At 69.9% G+C, this 16,945-nt stretch carries 12 protein-coding genes and 1 tRNA gene; 5 read left to right on the top strand and 8 right to left on the bottom strand.

The genetic code is table 11. From position 1 onward, the window contains the following. Positions 1-322: 322 nt before the first annotated feature. The 3 genes from LZ017_RS21075 to LZ017_RS21065 are packed head-to-tail and all read left to right on the top strand — an operon-like array spanning position 323 to position 4,136. The gene (locus tag LZ017_RS21075; protein WP_241398900.1) at positions 323-1,231 is read left to right on the top strand and encodes a TRAP transporter TatT component family protein; all 909 of its coding nucleotides are present in this window, start codon (positions 323-325) and stop codon (positions 1,229-1,231) included. Between the two features lie 35 nt (positions 1,232-1,266). Next, the gene (dctP, locus tag LZ017_RS21070) at positions 1,267-2,292 is read left to right on the top strand and encodes a TRAP transporter substrate-binding protein DctP (protein ID WP_241398899.1); all 1,026 of its coding nucleotides are present in this window, start codon (positions 1,267-1,269) and stop codon (positions 2,290-2,292) included. Positions 2,293-2,300: 8 nt separating this feature from the next. Continuing rightward, on the top strand, positions 2,301-4,136 hold the full coding sequence (locus tag LZ017_RS21065) for a TRAP transporter large permease subunit (protein ID WP_241398898.1): 1,836 nt from the start codon (positions 2,301-2,303) through the stop codon (positions 4,134-4,136). Positions 4,137-4,145: 9 nt separating this feature from the next. Here LZ017_RS21065 and LZ017_RS21060 read toward each other — a convergent pair whose 3' ends face one another. The 4 genes from LZ017_RS21060 to LZ017_RS21045 all read right to left on the bottom strand — a co-directional run bounded on the left by LZ017_RS21060 (position 4,146) and on the right by LZ017_RS21045 (position 7,590). Beyond that, positions 4,146-5,513 (bottom strand): HAMP domain-containing sensor histidine kinase, encoded by a 1,368-nt coding sequence (locus LZ017_RS21060; RefSeq protein ID WP_241398897.1) that lies wholly within the window; start codon positions 5,511-5,513, stop codon positions 4,146-4,148. Beyond that, positions 5,513-6,184 carry a response regulator transcription factor gene (locus tag LZ017_RS21055; protein WP_241398896.1) on the bottom strand — a complete coding sequence of 224 codons (672 nt, stop codon included), beginning with the start codon at positions 6,182-6,184 and terminating at the stop codon, positions 5,513-5,515. The genes LZ017_RS21060 and LZ017_RS21055 overlap by 1 nt, the downstream gene beginning before the upstream one ends. 180 nt (positions 6,185-6,364) lie before the next feature. Beyond that, positions 6,365-6,438, bottom strand: a tRNA-Gly gene (locus LZ017_RS21050). Positions 6,439-6,453: 15 nt separating this feature from the next. Continuing rightward, positions 6,454-7,590 (bottom strand): fatty acid desaturase, encoded by a 1,137-nt coding sequence (locus LZ017_RS21045; RefSeq protein ID WP_241398895.1) that lies wholly within the window; start codon positions 7,588-7,590, stop codon positions 6,454-6,456. A gap of 184 nt (positions 7,591-7,774) precedes the next feature. On the opposite strand from LZ017_RS21045, the gene LZ017_RS21040 reads away from it, so the two are divergent. After that, positions 7,775-8,671, top strand: a complete 897-nt coding sequence (locus LZ017_RS21040) for an aspartyl/asparaginyl beta-hydroxylase domain-containing protein (RefSeq protein ID WP_241398912.1) — start codon at positions 7,775-7,777, stop codon at positions 8,669-8,671. A gap of 42 nt (positions 8,672-8,713) precedes the next feature. On the opposite strand, the gene LZ017_RS21035 is transcribed toward LZ017_RS21040, so the two are convergent. Next, on the bottom strand, positions 8,714-9,583 hold the full coding sequence (locus tag LZ017_RS21035) for a dioxygenase (protein ID WP_241398894.1): 870 nt from the start codon (positions 9,581-9,583) through the stop codon (positions 8,714-8,716). Between the two features lie 113 nt (positions 9,584-9,696). Here LZ017_RS21035 and LZ017_RS21030 point away from each other — a divergent pair, with 113 nt between their 5' ends. Then, on the top strand, positions 9,697-12,270 hold the full coding sequence (locus LZ017_RS21030) for an ABC transporter permease (protein ID WP_241398893.1): 2,574 nt from the start codon (positions 9,697-9,699) through the stop codon (positions 12,268-12,270). 99 nt (positions 12,271-12,369) lie between these two features. Here the strand turns inward: LZ017_RS21030 and LZ017_RS21025 are convergent, their stop codons facing one another. From LZ017_RS21025 to LZ017_RS22190, 3 genes are all read right to left on the bottom strand, one after another. Further along, the gene (locus tag LZ017_RS21025) at positions 12,370-14,400 is read right to left on the bottom strand and encodes a methyl-accepting chemotaxis protein (RefSeq protein ID WP_241398892.1); all 2,031 of its coding nucleotides are present in this window, start codon (positions 14,398-14,400) and stop codon (positions 12,370-12,372) included. A 180-nt stretch (positions 14,401-14,580) separates the two neighbouring features. Next, a complete protein-coding gene (locus tag LZ017_RS21020) occupies positions 14,581-15,117 on the bottom strand; it encodes a chemotaxis protein CheW (RefSeq protein ID WP_241398891.1) in 537 nt (178 codons plus the stop codon). A gap of 21 nt (positions 15,118-15,138) precedes the next feature. Beyond that, entirely contained in the window at positions 15,139-16,938 is a 1,800-nt protein-coding gene (locus LZ017_RS22190; RefSeq protein ID WP_277604834.1) for a methyl-accepting chemotaxis protein, read from the bottom strand. Positions 16,939-16,945: the final 7 nt, after the last annotated feature.

Below are 16,945 nucleotides of genomic sequence, written 5' to 3'. Positions count from 1 at the left end.
CAATCTGTCGCTGCCGGCAAATACCCCGGGGCTGTTTATGACGTCGTCATGTAGAGAACATGAAGACAGGACTCGAACGGGCGAATGGCGTTGATGACGTGCGCTGGATGTAATTCTTTGTGCCGCTCTGCCTGCCTTTAGCTCGGGAAGGTGTCGATAGCCTGTCGTCCCGGCTTGGCCCGAATCCGGCAGGGGGAATCCGGTTGTCGCCATGTTGGCGACAGAGTGCTGAAAACAATGGCCGTCCATGGGTTTGGGTCCTGGACGGCCATTTGCGAATTTCGATGGGAAAGGCAAATGGGCGAATCATCCAAAGGGAGTGATGATGGTATTTCCCCGTCGATCAACGGCAGGCCATGGCCTGGTATCGCTGTTTCGCCTGGTCGCGTCCTTGCTGGTCATCGGCGCGCTCGCGGCCTGCTCGCCCAAGCGGTATCTGGTGAGCCGGCTCGCGGATGAATGGTCTTCCCAATCGATGGCGGAGGAAGACGATTTGATCCTGGCGCGGGAGGCCAGTGCCTTCTATCTGAAATTCTCCGAGTCCTTGCTCAAGCAGACCCCCGGGCATGCCGCGCTGGGCGAGTCGGTCGCCAGCGGGTTCACGCAGTACGCCTATGCCTTCGTGAGCTTCGACGCCGAGCGCACCGAGGGCCGGGACGCGGGGGCGGCGCTGCGCATGCGGCAGCGCGCTGCGCGCCTGTACCTGCGCGCGCATGGGCATGCGATGGCGGTACTGGAGCACCGCCATCCGGGCTTTCTGCAGGCGCTTGCCGACCCGCAGGCGCGCCCCGCGCTGACGGCGGACGAGGTGGGGCTGGCGTACTGGGCCGCCGCCTCGTGGGGCGCCTACATCTCGCTGTCCAAGGACAAGCCCGAGGTGGTCGCGGACCTGCCGCTGGCCGTTCGCCTGGCGCGCCTGGCCTGGTCGCTCGAGCCCGGCTTTGCCCAGGGGTCGCTGGCCAGCCTGGTCGCGACCCTGGAGGCCGCCCGCCCCGGAGGCAACCTTGCGGAAGCAGCACGCCTCTTCGACGAGGCCGAGAAGGCGGGCGACGGGCGCAATGCGGGCCTCTATGTCGCGCGTGCGGAGGCCCTGCACAACGCCGACCGCGACGGCACCGAGCGGCTGCTGCGCGAGGCGCTGCGCGTGTCCTCGCAACACGCCAGCCTGGCCAACCAACTGGTCCATGAGCGCGCGGCCTGGCTGCTCAAGACCCTGAACGAACGCTTCTGAGTCCCCCTTCTTCTTGCCTCGCACAGCGAAACCCCATGATGTCCTCCTTGCAATCCCCTCAGCGCCGCCTGATCGTGCTGGCCTCGGCCCTGGGCCTCAGCGGCGTCGCGTCGGCCCAGACCGTGCAGCTGCGCATCGGCACGGTGGTGCCCCGCAATTCCGTCTATCACCAGCAGCTGATGGAGATGGGCGAAGCCTGGCGCAGCGTGCAGGGCGGCAATGCCCGTTTCGTCGTCTTCACCGACGGGAGCCAGGGCGGCGAAACCGAGCTGGCGCGGCGCATGCGCATCGGCCAGCTCCAGGGCGCGCTGATGTCGGTGGTGGGCCTGCGCGAGATCGACCGCAGCATCTATGCGCTGCAGAACCTGCCGCTGCTGTTTCGCAGCTGGGACGAGGTCGACCATGTGCGCGAGAAGATGCGGCCCGGCATCGAGAAGCGCTTCATGGAGCGGGGCTTCGTCATCCTGGGCTGGGGCGATGCCGGCTGGGTGCGCTTTTTCTCGCGGCATCCGGCCTTCCGGCCGGACGATTTCAAGCCCATGAAGTTCTTCTCCTGGGGCTCGGAGCCCGAGCAGCAGGCGATCATGAAGAGCCTGGGCTACACGCCCGTGCCGCTGGAGACGGCGGACGTACTGCCCGCGATCCAGACCGGCATGATTGACGTCGTCCCATCGACGCCGTACTTCGCGCTGGCCAGCCAGATCTACACCACGGCCTCGAACATGCTGGACATCAACTGGGCGCCCATCGTCGGCGCGCTGGTGATCACGCGCAAGGCCTGGGACGAGATGAGCCCGGCCGCGCAGCAGGCCTTGCGCACCGAGGCCGAGAAGGCCTCGGCCACCATGCGCGCCAAGGCGCGCCAGGAGGTGGACGACGCAGTGGCCGCGATGCGCAAGCGCGGGCTGAAGGTCAACAAGCCCAGTCCCGAGCAATGGCGCGAATGGACCGCGCTGGCCGAAAGCCTGTACCCCCGCATCCGCGGCAGCATGGTGCCGGCCGACACCTTTGACGAGGTCTTCATGCACCTCAAGGCCTACCGGGCCTCGCGCGGCCAATGAGCCGGGCCATGCCGCTCCCACCACGCGGGTGGGCGCAGGGACTGGCGCGGCTGGCGATGCTGGACTCGTGGCCGGCCGTGGTCGCGCTGGTGCTGATGGTGGTCATCCCGGTCGCGGAGATGCTGGCGCGGCCGGCGCTGGGCCGGGGCATCGAGAACGCGCCCGTGGTCGTCCAGCACCTGGGCCTGCTGCTGGCGATGTTTGGCGCGCTGGCCGCCGCGCGCAGCAGCCATCTCGCGACCCTGGGCAGCAGCCTGGACCGCCTGGGCAGCGCCACGACGCAGGCCCGGATGCGCGCGTTCGCCGCCGGCGGCGCGGCGGGGGTGTGCGGCATGCTGGCGCAGGCCGGCGGGCAGCTGGTCCTGGCCGAGCGCGAGGCCGCGCAGATGCTGGCCTACGGCGTGCCGATCTGGTGGGTGCAGCTGAGCCTGCCCGTCGGCTTTGCGCTGCTGGGCCTGCGTCTGGGACTTCGCGCGGCCGGCGGGCGCGCCTGGCGGCCGCTGCTGGCCCTGCTGCTGCCGATGGCAGGCTGGCTGGCCGCGGCCTGGGGCGAGGGGCGGCCTTGGCCATTGTGGCCCGCGCTGTTGGGGCTGCTGGCGCTGCTGCTGGTGGGCGCGCCCGTCTTCGCTGTCCTGGGCGGGCTGGCGCTGGCGCTGTTCTGGAGCGAGGGCCTGCCTCTGGCGTCGATTGCGTTGTCGCACTACCAGATCACCGTCAACGCGTCGCTGCCGGCCTTGCCCTTGTTCACCCTGGCCGGCCTGGTCTTCGCGCACACGGGCGCTGCGGCGCGCCTGGGCGAGCTCTTTGTGCAGCTGTTCGGCAGCGGGCTGCGCGGCACGGCGGTCGCCGCGGCCTTGCTGTGCTCCGCCTTCACCGCCTTCACCGGAGGCAGCGGCGTGACCATCCTGGCGCTGGGCGGGCTGCTGCTGCCGCTGCTGCGCCAGGCGGGGTATCCGGAGCAGCGCGGCATCGGCCTGGTGACCAGTGCCAGTGCGCTGGGCGTGCTGCTGGCGCCGTCGGTGCCGCTGATCATGTATGCGGTGATCGCGCGCGTGCCCATCGAGGCCATGTTCCTTGCCGGCGTGCTGCCGGCGCTGCTGATGGTGGCCTGCCTGTTGCTGCTGGGCGGCTATCTGCGCCAGGAGGGCGCGCGCGCCGTGACGGCGCTGCCGGCGAAGCGGCGCGTCATCGCGGCGTTGTGGGCCGGCAAGTGGGAGGCCCTGGCGCCCCTGGTGGCCATCGGGGCCATGGTCAGTGGCCTGGGCACGCCCACCGAGAGCGCGGCGCTGACCGCCGCCTATGCGCTGCTGACGCAGAGCCTGGTCCACCGCGAGCTGAGCGCGGCGCTGCTGTGGCGCTGCCTGCAGGAATGTGTCCAGCTCATCGGTGGCGTGATGGTGATCCTGGGCATGGCGCTGGCGCTGACCAACTTCCTGGTGGACGCCGGCATTCCCGAGCGCGCGGTGGACTGGGTGCAAGCGGCCATTCCCAACCGCTACCTGTTCCTGCTCGCGCTGTGCGCCTTCCTGTTCGTCGCCGCGGCCCTGATGGAGATCTTCGCCGCCATCGCGGTGCTGGTGCCCTTGCTGCTGCCGCTGGCACGCAGCTATGGCCTGGAGCCGCTGCACTTCGGCATCATCTTCCTGGCCGCGATGGAGGCCGGCTTCCTATGCCCGCCGGCGGGCATGAACCTCTACTTCGCGTCCGCGATGTTCGGCAAGCCGATCCGCGATGTGGCCCGCGCGGTGCTGCCGGCCATGCTGGCGATCTTTGTCGGCACGGTGATCATCGCCATGTGGCCAGCGCTGTCCACCGCCTTGCCCGGCTGGCTGCTGCGGCCCTGATCCCGCGGTTCAATCCAGCCTCGGAAACACCAGCCGGAAGCAGGCCCCGGACGAGGGGCCGTCCACCAGCTCGACGCGCCCGCCATGCAGCCGCATGACTTTCTGCACCAGGTCCAGCCCCAGGCCCACGCCGCGGCCGTCCTGCTTGAGCCGGTGAAAGGGCTCGAAGATGGTGTCGCGCGCGTCCGCGGGAATGCCCGGCCCTTGGTCGGACACCTCGACCCAGGCCGCCGTCGACACGCGCACCGCGATGGTTCCCTGGCGACCCCCATAGTTGATGGCGTTCTGCATCAGGTTGGTCAGGGCCCGCTCGATCGCCATCTGGTCGCCGGACACGAGGACCTGTGCCGCCTCGGTGTCGAAGTCCAGCTCGTAGCCGGCGCCAAACGCCAGCGGCGCCAGGTCCGACACCACGCGCTGCGCCAGCGTGACGAGATCGACCGGTGCGAAGGACATGGCCTGCTGCTCCAGCCGTTGCAGGTCCAGCAGCTGCCCGGTCAGGGCCGTCAACCGCGCGGAGTCCTCCAGCAGCCGGTTCTTGATCTGGCCCGGCGGCAGGCCCGACAGCCGCGTGGTCAGGATCGCGATCGGCGTGCGCAGCTCGTGGGCAGCGTCGGTGAGGAAGCGCTTGTGGCTTTCGTATCCCTTGTCCAGCCGGTCCAGCGCCTCATTCACCGCCTTGACCAGCGGCAGCACTTCGAGCGGGACGCCTTCGGCGCTGAGCCTTACCCCGATTTCGTCGATGTCGATCTTGCGCGCATCCTCGGCCGCGGCGTCCAGCTTCCTCAGGGTGCGACGGACGATGAAGGGCGTCACCAACACGGTGGCCAGCGTCATGTGGAGGATCAGGAAGAAGGTCAGGTCGGACGCCGGGCGGACATTGGTGAGGACCTGCCAGAAGGACACGGTTCCCTTCCCGCTGGTGATCATCTGCACGCGGCCGGCCGGGGTGTTCACCCATTTGACGACGGAGTCGGCGATCACCAGGCCGCTGGAGTCGACGCCGAACCGGGCCTCCAGGATCCGGTCCAGGTCGGGCATGACCCTGACGATGTCGGCGGGCGGGGTGCCTTCCCTGAGCTCGGCGCCGTGGCCGTCGCGGACGATGAACCAGAAGCCGGGGATGGTCTGGCGCCAATGCGTGATCTGCAAGGTGTCGGCGACGCGCAGCCGGCCGTCGGGCGTGCGCTCCAGCGCCTCCTTCAGCGCGTCGATGGTGGTCTGCTCGTAGTTGCCGCCCAGCAGCACGCCCTTGTACCAAAGCCCCGTGAGCGCGGCATAGGTGAGCAGGCTGATGGCCAGCGCCACGGCCGCCTGGGCCAGGATGAGCCGGTGCACGAGCTGCCAGCGCAGGGACTTGGGCTTGATCAAGCTCATCACGCCTCCCGCAACAGGTAGCCGACTCCTCTGACGCTGCTGATGACCAGGCCGCTGCCGGCATCCACGAGTTTTCTGCGCAGCCGCGAGACATGGGTGTCCAGTGCATTGGGTTGCACCTCGTCGTCCAGCGCGAACACGGCCTCCATCAGCAACGCGCGCGGCACCATCCTTCCGTAGCGCCGCAGCAGCGCCTCCAACACAAGGATCTCCCGACGCGTCAGGTCCAGCACCTTTTCGCCGACGCGTGCCTCGCTGCTGACATGCTCATAGACGAGCAGGCCCGCGGTGAACACGTCGCGCTCCACCTGGGCGGGGCGGCGCGCCAGCGCGCGCAGGCGCGCCAGCAGTTCCTCGACCGCGAAGGGCTTGGCCAGGTAGTCGTCCGCGCCATGGTCCAGTCCGGCGACTTTGTCGGATAGTTCGCCCCGGGCGGTGAGCACGAGGACCGGGACGGTGTTCTTCGCCGCGCGCAGCTCGGGGATCAGACTCAGGCCGTCGCCATCGGGCAGCTGGCGATCCAGCACGACGATGCTGTAGGCGCAGCTCGCGGCCGCGGCGCTGGCCTGCGCAAGGTTGGCGGCGTGGTCCACGAGGATGTTGTGACGGGCCAGCGCGTCGCTGAGGGCCGAGGCCATCTCGGGCTCGTCTTCCACCAGGAGCACTCTCATACACGCCTTTCTGCTCTGACACGCTCAGGGACATCGGTATACCCGGGCAGGCTGTCGCGAGCATGGCGCATGCGCCGGCGGGGGGCACCTCCGGCATTCTCGGCGGACGCCGCTGGTCAGGCCCGCAAAGCGACAAGGCCCCGGATCTATCGGGATCCGGGGCCTTGCTGTACTCCATTCTGGAGCGGGCGATGGGAATCGAACCCACGTCTTGAGCTTGGGAAGCTCAGGTCCTGCCATTGAACGACGCCCGCGTTCGGTGGCGCATTCTAGCCCGAAGTCGCGAGTCGTCCGAGGGAGGTCTGGCCGGTGGGGCGGCCCTTGAAGTCGGTCCAGTGCTGTGCGGCGATGTCGTAGAGCTTGCAGCGGCGTGCGGTGTCGAAGTACCAGCGCCAGGAGAACTGCTGGATGACGATGCGGCCTGGGAGGGCGTGCTCGAGGATGGCCTGAGCCTTCTTGAGGCCGTACAGGGGCACGCTCATGTCCACGTGGTGTGCGGTGTGCTCCATGATGTGGTGCATGAGGGCGCCGATCTTGAGCGGGAACTTGAGGTGGACGGTGGTGGAGACGAAGGGGTCGGCGGCGCCCCATGCGCTCTTGTCCTCGTGCCAGACCACGGCGGTGTGGGTGTGGTGGGCGTAGACGACGAAGCCGATCATGAAGTTCCAGAAGACGAAGGGGAGCACGAAGCCCCAACCGACGAGGGCCCAGGCGGATTGCTGGGTGGCGTGTGCGGCACCGACGAGGGCGGAGATCCAGACGATGGCGGCGGCGAGGGCGAGGGCGCTGTCGGCGAAGAAGATGGGCCGGCGCGAGGGCATGTGGGTGCGGCTGGGGAAGAACATTTTGAGCCACCACATTTCGATGAAGTAGTAGAGGCCCGGGGCCCATCCGCTGCGGTAGATGCGCTCGAGCAGGCGGCGAGAGGGGGAGAGGGCCGCGAACTCGGCCTGGGTGTAGGGGGCCCAGACGAAGTCCTTGCCCTTGAGGTTGGTGTAGCCGTGGTGGACGACGTTGTGGCCGACCTCCCAGAGGCTGTAGGGGGTGAGGGAGGGGAGGAAGGCGATGCGGCCGAGCCAGCGGTTGAGGCTGCGGTGGGGGGTGTAGCTCTGGTGGCAGGCGTCGTGGCCGATGATGAAGAGGCGGCCGATGACGAAGCCGGCGACGGTGCCGGCGAGGGCCTTGGCCCACCAAGGGGTGAGCAGGACGACGGCGCAGATGAGGGCGAGGAAGATGGCCCAGTCCAGCACGAGCAGGGCGACGGCGAGGCCTGTGCGCTGGGCGGACACCGGCGCCATCCAGGCGCGGATGTGCTTGCGCGCGGGGAGCGGGGCGCCCGGCGGCACCTGGGCAGGGGTGGTCGGGGCGGGCGCCGCCTCGGCGCTGCTGAACGGGTCCGGTTTCATGCAGAAAGGGAGGAGTGAGCAAATTTAGAGTGCGCATCCTAAACGCAGAAGCACCCTCCCGGCTTGTCCGAAGTCAAGGCGGCGCCCAAACAGGTGGAAAGCCACGACGGATAATCACGCCTTTTGTCGGTTCGCGCGCCCGCGTCGGCGCAGGGAGAGTGAGATGGCCGAGTGGCTGCCGCCGGTGCGTTACTGGGTGCTGATGGTCTTCGTGGCTTCGGCGTTGTATGCCCATTTCCGCGGCCGGGTGCGTTTTCCCATCCAGCGCGCGCTGTTCGATTTCACCGTGCTGATCGCGCCGGTCAATGCGCTGATGTATCTGTTCTCGCGGGCCCCGGCCACGCCCTACCTGAAGACGGACGACTTCAAGGAGATGGAGCTGCTGCGCGAGAACTGGCAGCTCATCCGCGAAGAGGCGCTGAGGCTCAATGACGAGGGCTACATCAAGGCCGCGTCGGGCTACAACGACATCGGCTTCAATTCCTTCTTCCGCACCGGCTGGAAGCGCTTCTACCTGAAGTGGTATGGCGTGGACATGGCCTCGGCCAAGGCGCTGTGCCCCAAGACGGTGGAGCTGCTGCAGCGCATCCCGTCGGTGAAGGCGGCGATGTTCGCGTCGCTGCCGCCCGGCGCCCGCCTGGTGCGCCATCGCGATCCCTATGCCGGTTCGCTGCGCTATCACCTGGGGCTGGCCACGCCGAATGCCGAGGGCTGCTTCATCGAGGTTGACGGCGAGCGCTACCACTGGCGCGACGGCGAGGCGGTGATGTTCGACGAGACCTACATCCACTACGCCGAGAACAGCACCGACCAGCAGCGCGTGATCCTGTTCTGCGACGTGGAGCGTCCGCTGTGGTTCGCGCCGGTGCGCTGGCTCAACCGCTGGTTCGGCAAGGCCGTGATGACGGCCGCCGCGACGCAGAACCTGGAGAGCGAGCCCATCGGCGGGCTGAACAAGTTCTTCTTCCACTTCTACCAGGTGCGCCTGAAGGCCAAGGCCTTCAAGGCCCGCTCGCGCACCGGCTACTACGTGCTGAAGTGGGTGCTGATTCTGGGCATCCTGGGCGCCATCTTCATCTGACCGCGACGCGGCCTGCCGCCTGGCGGCCGCTCATCGGGCACATCAGGACAAGCCGGGCGGGGCTTTGAGCGCGTCGGCCTGCGGGCCGAAGGCATACAGGTCCATGCCCAGGCTGCCCAGCGTCACGCCCTCGTACAGGCGCTGCGGCGCGAACGCCTCGCCCCCGGCTCCGGCGGCCACATACCAGGGCAGCAGGTGCTCGTCGGTGGGGTGCATCAGCTGCGCGTGCGGCGCCTGGCGCCGATAGTCCCGCAGCGCGGCCCAGTCGCGCGCGGCGCTGCGTTCGGCAAACCAGCGCCGGAAGGCCGCCGATTCGGGGAGTTCCGGCGCGTCCTCGCGCGCCTCGCGCAGCGCCAGTCCGAGGTTGTGGGTGATGCTGCCGGTGCCCATCACCAGCACCCTCGGGCCCACGGCCTGCGCCAGCCGGCGACCGAGTTCGAACAAGTCGGCCGTGGGGGCCTGGACGGGCAGCGCCAGCGGCAGCACCGGCACGTCGGCGTCGGGATAGAGGGCGCGCAGCACGGTCCAGATGCCATGGTCGAGACCGCCGCGGTCCAGCAGCGGCAGGCCCAGTTGCTCGCTCAACCGCTGCGCCAGCGCGGGTGCGCCGGGGGCGTCGTAGCGCAGCGCGTAGAGCGGCGCCGGAAAACCGCCGAAGTCGTGGATGGTCTCGTGCCGTGCCGCGCCCAGCAGCACGGGCTGGCGCGCCGTCGTGTGGGCGGAGATGGCCAGCACCGCGTCGGGACGGCCCCGCGCGCGGTCCAGGCGGCGGCCCAGCGCCTGCATGAAGCGCCCGGCCTCGCCGGGATGCAGCGCGATCATCGGCGAACCGTGGGAGAAGAACAGCGGCGCGAAGCCGGCCTGGGCGGCCTGGGCGACGCCTGGGGTGCGGAGGGTGTCGGGCGTGTTCATGCCCTCATTGAAGCAGCCGCGCCTGCGCCGACCGTCGCGTGCGCTTGTACGCAGGATTCAAGGCCATTGCATGACCCGAGACGCCGCCATGGGCGCTTCGTTAAAGTCCCGCCATGGCACACCAAGACCTTGCTTCCGCCCCCGCAGCCTCCTCGTCCGCCGCCGCGGCACCGGCCTTGCCACGGCAGGCCCCCTCCGTCTGGCGCATGGCCTGGCGCCAGACCTGGCGCGATGCGCGCGCCGGCGAGCTGCAGCTGCTGGTGCTGGCGCTGTGCCTGGCGGTGGCGGCGGTCTGCGCGGTGGCCTTTCTGTCCGACCGTTTGGACCAGGGCCTGCGCCGTGATGCCGGGCAGCTGTTGGGCGGCGACGCGGTGGTGGTCAGCGACCAACCCACGCCGGCCGCGCTGCGCGAGGCGGCCGCGGCGCTGGGGCTGCGCGCGGCGGACAACGTTTCCTTTGCCAGCATGGCGCGGGCGCCGGACGCGCAGGGCGGCGCCAGCCGCCTGGTCTCGGTGAAGGCCGTCGGCGAGGCCTATCCGCTGCGCGGCCGTGTCCGCCTCAGCGACGGCCGCGATGTCGGGGCGCCGCCGCCGGGCAGCGTCTGGGTGGACCCGGCGCTGCTGGACGCGCTGCAGCTGCAGCCGGGCCAGCCGCTGCTGCTGGGCGACGCCCAACTGCGCATCGCCGGCGTGATCGCCACCGAGCCCGACCGCGGGGCCGGCTTCCTGGGCTTCGCGCCGCGCGTGATGCTGGCGCAGGCCGACCTGGCGGCGACCGCGCTGATCCAGCCCGCGAGCCGGGTGAACTACCGCTTCGCGGTGCTGGCCGCGCAGCCTCAGCAGGCCAAGGCCTTCGTGGAGCGCGCCGAGGCGCTGATCAAGTCCCAGGGCCTGCGCGGCGTGCGCCTGGAATCGCTGGAATCGGGCCGGCCCGAGATGCGCCAGACCCTGGACCGTGCGACCAAGTTCCTCAACCTCGTCGCCCTGTTGTCGGCCTTGCTGGCCGCGGTGGCGGTGGCACTGGCGGCGCGCGACTTCGCCAACCGCCATCTGGACGATTGCGCGATGCTGCGCGTGCTGGGCCAGCCGCAGCGCCGCCTGACCTGGGCCTATGCGCTGGAGTTCATCGGCGTGGGCCTGGCGGCCAGCCTGCTGGGCGTGTTGCTGGGCTGGCTGCTGCACCTGGGCTTTGTCGGCCTGTTGGGCGGGCTGCTGCTGGTGGAGTTGCCGGCGCCCAGCCTGTGGCCGCTGTTGCTGGGGCTGGGCCTGGGTCTGTGCCTGCTGGTGGGCTTCGGGCTGCCGCCGGTGCTGCAACTGGCGGCGGTGCCGCCGCTGCGCGTGATCCGGCGCGAGCTGGGCCAGCCGCGCGCCACCTCGCTGGCCGTGCTGGCCGCGGGATTGCTGGGCTTTGCCGGCGTGCTGGTGGCGCTGGCCAGCGACCTGCGCCTGGGCTTGATGGCGGCGCTGGGCTTTGCCGCGGCGCTGGCGCTGTTCGCCATCGTGGCTTATGCCGCGGTGTGGCTGCTGCGCCGGCTGATGCCGCAGGCCGGTGGCCCGCGCTGGCTGCGTCTGGCGACGCGTCAGGTGGCGGCGCGTCCGGCCTTCGCGGTGCTGCAGGTGGCGTCGCTGGCGGTGGGCCTGCTGGCGCTGGCGCTGCTGGTGCTGATGCGTACCGACCTGATCGCCAGCTGGCGCATGGCCACGCCGGCGCAGGCGCCGGACCGTTTCGCGATCAACATCATGCCGGAGCAGCAGCAGGACTTCCTGGCGGCGCTGAAGAAGGCTGGCGTGCAGGACCACGACTGGTATCCGATGATCCGCGGCCGCCTGGTCGCGATCAACGGCCGCGATATCCGGCCCGAGCAGTTCCAGGACGAACGCGCGCAGCGCCTGGTGGAGCGCGAATTCAACCTCAGCCACAGCGAGCAGGCGCCGGCGCACAACCAGGTGGTCGGCGGGCAGTGGCGAGACGGCGAGGCCGACGGGCTCAGCGTGGAGCAGGGCCTGGCGCGCGACCTGGGGCTGCGCCTGGGCGACAAGCTGCGCTTCGACGTCGCCGGCATGCCGGTGGAGGCGCGCATCACCAGCCTGCGCAAGGTGGACTGGGCGTCGATGCGGGTCAACTTCTTCGTGCTCTTCCCGCGCGCGGCGATGCCCGAGCTGCCGGCCACCTACATCGCCGCCTACCGCTCGCCGGCGGGCCTGGACCGTCAGTTGTCGCACGACTTTCCCAACCTGACGCTGATCGACGTGTCGGCACAGCTGACCCAGGTGCAGCAGGTGCTGGAGCAGGTGATCCTGGCGGTGCAGCTGCTCTTCCTGGTCGCGCTGGCGCTGGGGCTGGTGGTGTTGCTGATCGCGGCCACCAGCTCGCGCGACGCGCGCACGCGCGAATATGCGCTGATGCGCGCGCTGGGGGCGCCGTCCACGCTGCTGGCCGCGGTGCAGCGCGCGGAGCTGCTGGGCGTGGGCGCGCTGGCGGGGCTGCTGGCCGGGCTGGTCTCGCAGGGCCTGGGCTGGGGCCTGACGCACTATGTCTTTGAATTCGACTGGCAGCCCAAGCCCTTGGCGGTGCTGGGCTGCGTCGTCGTCGGCGCACTGCTGGCCCAGCTGGCGGGCTGGTGGGGCCTGCGCGGCGTGATCACGCGGCCGGTGGCGCAGACCCTGCGCGAGGCGGATGTGAACTGAACCGCGCGGCGCACCCTGCGGGGCCGCCACGCGGCAAGGGCATGAAAAAAGAGCCCCGTTCCGGGGCTCTTGCTTGGGGGCGACCCGTCGGCGCGCGCTTCAGAAGGTCTCCCAGTCGCCGTCGGCGGCGGGGGCCGGTGTGCTCGTGCGCGAGGCCGCGGCCGGCGCCGGCGCGGGGCTGGCCGTGACGACCGCTTTGGTCGGCGGGGCGCTGCGCGCGGCGGGCGAGGGCGCCGGCTTCGGGCTGGCGGCCGCGGCCTTGGGGGCTGCGGCGGCGGGCGTGGCCGCGAACTTGTGGACCGGCCGGGCCTGCGCGGCCGGCGTGTCCTGACCCAGGCGGAAGACCGACACCACCTCGGTGAGCTTGTGGGCCTGGTCCTTCAGGCTTTCCGCGGCGGCGGCGGACTCCTCCACCAGCGCGGCGTTCTGCTGCGTCATCTGATCCAGATGGACGACGGCGTCGTTGACCTGGGCGATGCCGGAGCTCTGCTCGCTGGCCGCCGCGGTGATCTCGCCGATGATGTCGGTGACCCGCTGCACGCTGTTGACGATGTCGTTCATCGACGCGCCGGCCGCCTCCACCAGGCGCGAACCGGCCTCGACCTTGTCGACGCTGGCGCCGATCAGGGACTTGATTTCCTTGGCGGCCTCGGCGCTGCGCTGCGCCAGCGTGCGCACCTCGCCGGCCACGACCGCGAAGCCGCGGCCCTGTTCGCCGGCGCGCGCCGCCTCCACCGCGGCGTTCAGCGCCAGGATGTTGGTCTGGAAGGCGATGCCGTCGATCACGCCGATGATGTCGTTGATCTTTTTGGACGCGGCATTGATCTCGTCCATGGTCGAGACCACCTGGCTCACCACCTCGCCGCCCTTGGCCGCGGCGCTGGAGGCCGAGGAGGCGAGCTGGTTGGCGGTCTGTGCCGCGTCGGCGGTCTGGCGCACGGTGCCCGTCAGCTCTTCCATCGACGACGCGGCCTGCTGCAGGTTGGACGCGGTCTGCTCGGTGCGCTGCGACAGGTCCTGCGCGCCCATCGCGATCTCGCTGGAGGCCGTGGTGATGGAGTTGGACGCGGAGCGCACGTCCAGCAGGATGTGCTGGATCTTCTCGGCGAACACATTGAACGAGCCGGCGATGCGCGCGACCTCGTCGCGGCCATGCACGGGCAGGCGCTGGGTCAGGTCGCCGCCGCCGGCGCTGATCTCGTCCAGCGCGGCGCGCACGCGGTCCACGCCCCGCAGCAGCGCGGTGACCGCGCCCGCCATCAGCAGACCGGCGAGCACCATCATCACCAGCGCCGCGATCGCGGCGCTGCTCAGCAGCGAGCTCAGCGAGCCCAGCGCCTCGCGGCGGTCAGCGGCGACGAAGAGCAGCCAGTCCGAGTCGGGAATGGCCACGCCGCGCACCAGGTACTGGCCTTCGCCGATCGCGGCTTCCAGCCACGGGCCGCCGGCCTGCGTGGCCTGGGCCAGGCCGGCCGCATCGAGCTTGTCGGACAGGGTGCTGGCCGGCTTCAGCGACAGCCCGGCCTCGGGGTGGGCGACGATCTTGCCGTCCTTGGACAACAGGAAGGCGAAGCCGGACGGCGTGGGTTTGATCGCCTTCACGGTGGCGATCACGTCGTCCAGGAAGACATCGCTGGCGATCACCGCCTGCACCGATCCGCCGGCCTTCTGTGCCTGCGCGAAGGTGACGACCAGCCGGCCCTTGCTGGCGTCCATGTAGGGCGGGGTCAGCACGGTGTCGCTGGCCGCGGCCGCCTGGGTGTACCAGGGGCGCGACGTGGGGTCGTAGCCGGCGGGAAGGTTCTGCGGCTTGTCGAAGACGATGCGCTTGTCGGCAAAGCCGATGTAGGCGGCGTCCAGCAGGCCGGACTTCGCGCCCTGCTGCAGCATGGGTACCGGGTCCGCGGCGGCGATGGCCGGTTGCAGCGCGGTGATGATGTTGCGCTGGCCCTTCACCCATTGGTGGATGGCGCCGGCGCGCGCCGCGGCCAGTTCGTCCAGGCTGGCGTTGACCTGGCGTATGGAGTGGCCGCGAACCGTCATGTAGTTGGCGACCGTGACGGCCAGCAGCGTGACGGCCACGATGCCAACGCCCAGTGCGATCAAACGGGTCTTGATCGAATCGAACATGGTTCTTCCTTGCTCTAAGACAACGGTAACCCTCCCGAGGCTATGCTGCCCCTCATTCGATTCGTGGCGCTTTGCTGAGGCGGCGCGCCGGCCGCCGCGGTGTTCATGGCCCGAGGGTCTCCCCGGGCCATCCGCCCCCGCCGGGCGGCCGACCGGGCAAGGCCCGGTCGCGCATCGAGATCAGAGACCTTCCATCAGCCCCATGTCGGCGCTGCTCATCAGGCCTTCGATGTCGATCAGGATCAGCATGCGCTCGCTGACCGCGCCGATGCCCATGATGAAGCTGGTGTCCACGGCGCTGGCGTTGAGCTCCGGCGCGGGGCGGATGGCCTCGCGGTTGAGTTCCAGCACGTCCGACACCGAGTCCACCACCGCGCCGACCACGCGGTTCTTCACGTTCAGCACGATCACGACGGTGAAGCTGTTGTACTCGGCCGTCGCGCAGCCCAGCTTCAGGCGCAGGTCGACGATGGGGACGATCACGCCGCGCAGATTGACCACACCCTTGATGAACTCGGGCGCGTTGGCGATGCGGGTGGGCTGCTCGTAAGAGCGGATTTCCTGGACCTTCAGGATGTCGATGCCGTATTCCTCCTCGCCGAGGCGGAAGGTCAGGTACTCGCCGCTGGTGGGCGCATGTACGCTGCCGGAGGGCAGGGTCAGGGCGCCGGTCTGGGCCACCGGGGTGCTTGGGGTCTGTTGCTGGACGATTTCCATGGAAGCCTCACGGTGAGGGGGTTAGAAGCTCTCCCACTCGCCTTCGGCCACCGGGTTGGCCGCGGGCTTGCTGGGCGCGGGCTTGAGCGGTGCCGGCGAGGCGGCGGAAGTGGCGGGCGCGGGGCGCTTGGGCGTCGCGGCGGGGCGGGGCGCCGCCGCGGCCGTCTTGACGGGCGTGGCGCGGACGGCCGGCGCGGGTGCGATGGCGGCCGGCGCCTTGACGACGGGGCGGGCCTGGATGGCGGCACTCGCACCCTCGCGGATGCGGAAGCGGCCGACCACAGACGCCAGGCGCTCGGCCTGGTCGCGCAGGCTTTCGGCGGCCGCGGCGGATTCCTCCACCAGCGCTGCGTTCTGCTGCGTCATCTGGTCCAGCTGGGCCACGCTCTGGTTCACGTTGGTGATGCCGTCGCTCTGCTCGCTGGCCGCGGCGGTGATCTCGCCGATGATGTCGTTGACGCGCTGCACGCTGCTGACGATGTCGCTCATCGTGCTGCCCGCTTCCTGCACCAGGCGCGCGCCGGTCTCGACGCGTTCGACGCTGGCGCCGATCAGCGTCTTGATCTCGCGCGCGGCTTCGGCGCTGCGCTGCGCCAGGCTGCGCACCTCACCGGCCACGACGGCGAAGCCGCGGCCCTGTTCGCCGGCCCGCGCGGCTTCCACCGCGGCGTTGAGCGCCAGGATGTTGGTTTGGAAGGCGATGCCGTCAATCACGCCGATGATGTCGCCGATGCGCTTGGAGCTGGTGTTGATCTCGTCCATGGTCGAGACCACGTGGCTCACGACCTCGCCGCCCTTGGCCGCCGCGCCGGACGCGGAGGAGGCCAGCTGGTTGGCGGTGCGTGCGGAATCGGCGGTCTGCTTGACCGTGCCGGTCAGCTGGGTCAGCGAGGACGCGGCCTGCTGCAGGTTGGATGCGGTCTGCTCGGTGCGGCCCGACAGGTCCTGGTTGCCGGTGGCGATCTCGGCGGACGCGGTGCGGATGGAATCGGCCGAACTGCGCAGCTCGCCGACCAGACCCTGCAACACCTCCTGCATGCGCTGCAGCGACTGCATCAGCTTGGAGGCTTCGTCGCGGCCCTCGATGTCCTTGATGTGGCGGCTCAGGTCGCCACCGGCGATCGCGGTCGCCAGCGCCTCGGCCTCGGCCAGCGGATTGCAGATGCTGACCATGTTCAGCAGCGTCAGCGGCACGACGATCAGCGCTGCGACCGCCAGCACTAGCACGAAGATCCACAGCACGCGCGAGCGCGTGGTCTCGGCGTGGGCCTTGGCCTCCTGGGCTTCCTCGTCCAACTTGCCGCGCAGGTCGGCGAGCAGCTTCTCGGCCTCGCCGGCGCGCTGCTTGGCAGCGTCCAGCAGGCGGTCGGCCACCGCGGCGTTGTCATAGCCGCCCGACTCGAGCTGGTTGATGACCTTGCTGGCCTGTTCGGCATAGCTGTCCATCGCGGTCTTGAAGCGGTCGATAACGACGCGGTCTTCGGCCGGGCTGATCGCCGCGAGTTCGCGGCCCAGGCTCTCCACGCTCTTGCGCGCCTCGTCCCACTGCGCGCGGCGTTGCTTGACCGTCTCGGGCTTTTCGTAGCCGATGATCATGTCTTTCTCGTAGCGACGCACGTCGCCCTGGGCGGCGACCATGCGCGTGACGAGCTTGCCGCTCGCCACCGAGATGTCCATGAATTGCTGAGTCTGCGTTCGCATGGAATTCATGCCGAACAGACCGACGCTGCCGACGATCAGCAGCAGCACCAGAACGACGCCAATCGCGCCGATCATGCGCATGCGGATGCTGAACTGTCGCAGCAGGGCGCTGAGGTTCATCCGATTC

It is taken from the genome of Pelomonas sp. CA6, from assembly GCF_022549225.1.
Taxonomy (GTDB): Bacteria; Pseudomonadota; Gammaproteobacteria; order Burkholderiales; family Burkholderiaceae_C; genus Roseateles.
Note: the sequence above shows the minus strand (reverse complement) of the source record. Positions and strands in the feature narration are given on the sequence as shown.

Excerpts from the sequence above, each read along its gene's own strand:
- LZ017_RS21075 (WP_241398900.1), top strand. The coding sequence starts at position 323 with ATGATGGTATTTCCCCGTCGATCAACGGCAGGCCATGGCCTGGTATCG.
- dctP (WP_241398899.1), top strand. The coding sequence starts at position 1,267 with ATGATGTCCTCCTTGCAATCCCCTCAGCGCCGCCTGATCGTGCTGGCC.
- LZ017_RS21065 (WP_241398898.1), top strand. The coding sequence starts at position 2,301 with ATGCCGCTCCCACCACGCGGGTGGGCGCAGGGACTGGCGCGGCTGGCG.
- LZ017_RS21060 (WP_241398897.1), bottom strand. The coding sequence starts at position 5,513 with ATGAGCTTGATCAAGCCCAAGTCCCTGCGCTGGCAGCTCGTGCACCGG.
- LZ017_RS21055 (WP_241398896.1), bottom strand. The coding sequence starts at position 6,184 with ATGAGAGTGCTCCTGGTGGAAGACGAGCCCGAGATGGCCTCGGCCCTC.
- LZ017_RS21045 (WP_241398895.1), bottom strand. The coding sequence starts at position 7,590 with ATGAAACCGGACCCGTTCAGCAGCGCCGAGGCGGCGCCCGCCCCGACC.
- LZ017_RS21035 (WP_241398894.1), bottom strand. The coding sequence starts at position 9,583 with ATGAACACGCCCGACACCCTCCGCACCCCAGGCGTCGCCCAGGCCGCC.
- LZ017_RS21030 (WP_241398893.1), top strand. The coding sequence starts at position 9,697 with ATGGCACACCAAGACCTTGCTTCCGCCCCCGCAGCCTCCTCGTCCGCC.
- LZ017_RS21025 (WP_241398892.1), bottom strand. The coding sequence starts at position 14,400 with ATGTTCGATTCGATCAAGACCCGTTTGATCGCACTGGGCGTTGGCATC.
- LZ017_RS21020 (WP_241398891.1), bottom strand. The coding sequence starts at position 15,117 with ATGGAAATCGTCCAGCAACAGACCCCAAGCACCCCGGTGGCCCAGACC.
- LZ017_RS22190 (WP_277604834.1), bottom strand. The coding sequence starts at position 16,938 with ATGAACCTCAGCGCCCTGCTGCGACAGTTCAGCATCCGCATGCGCATG.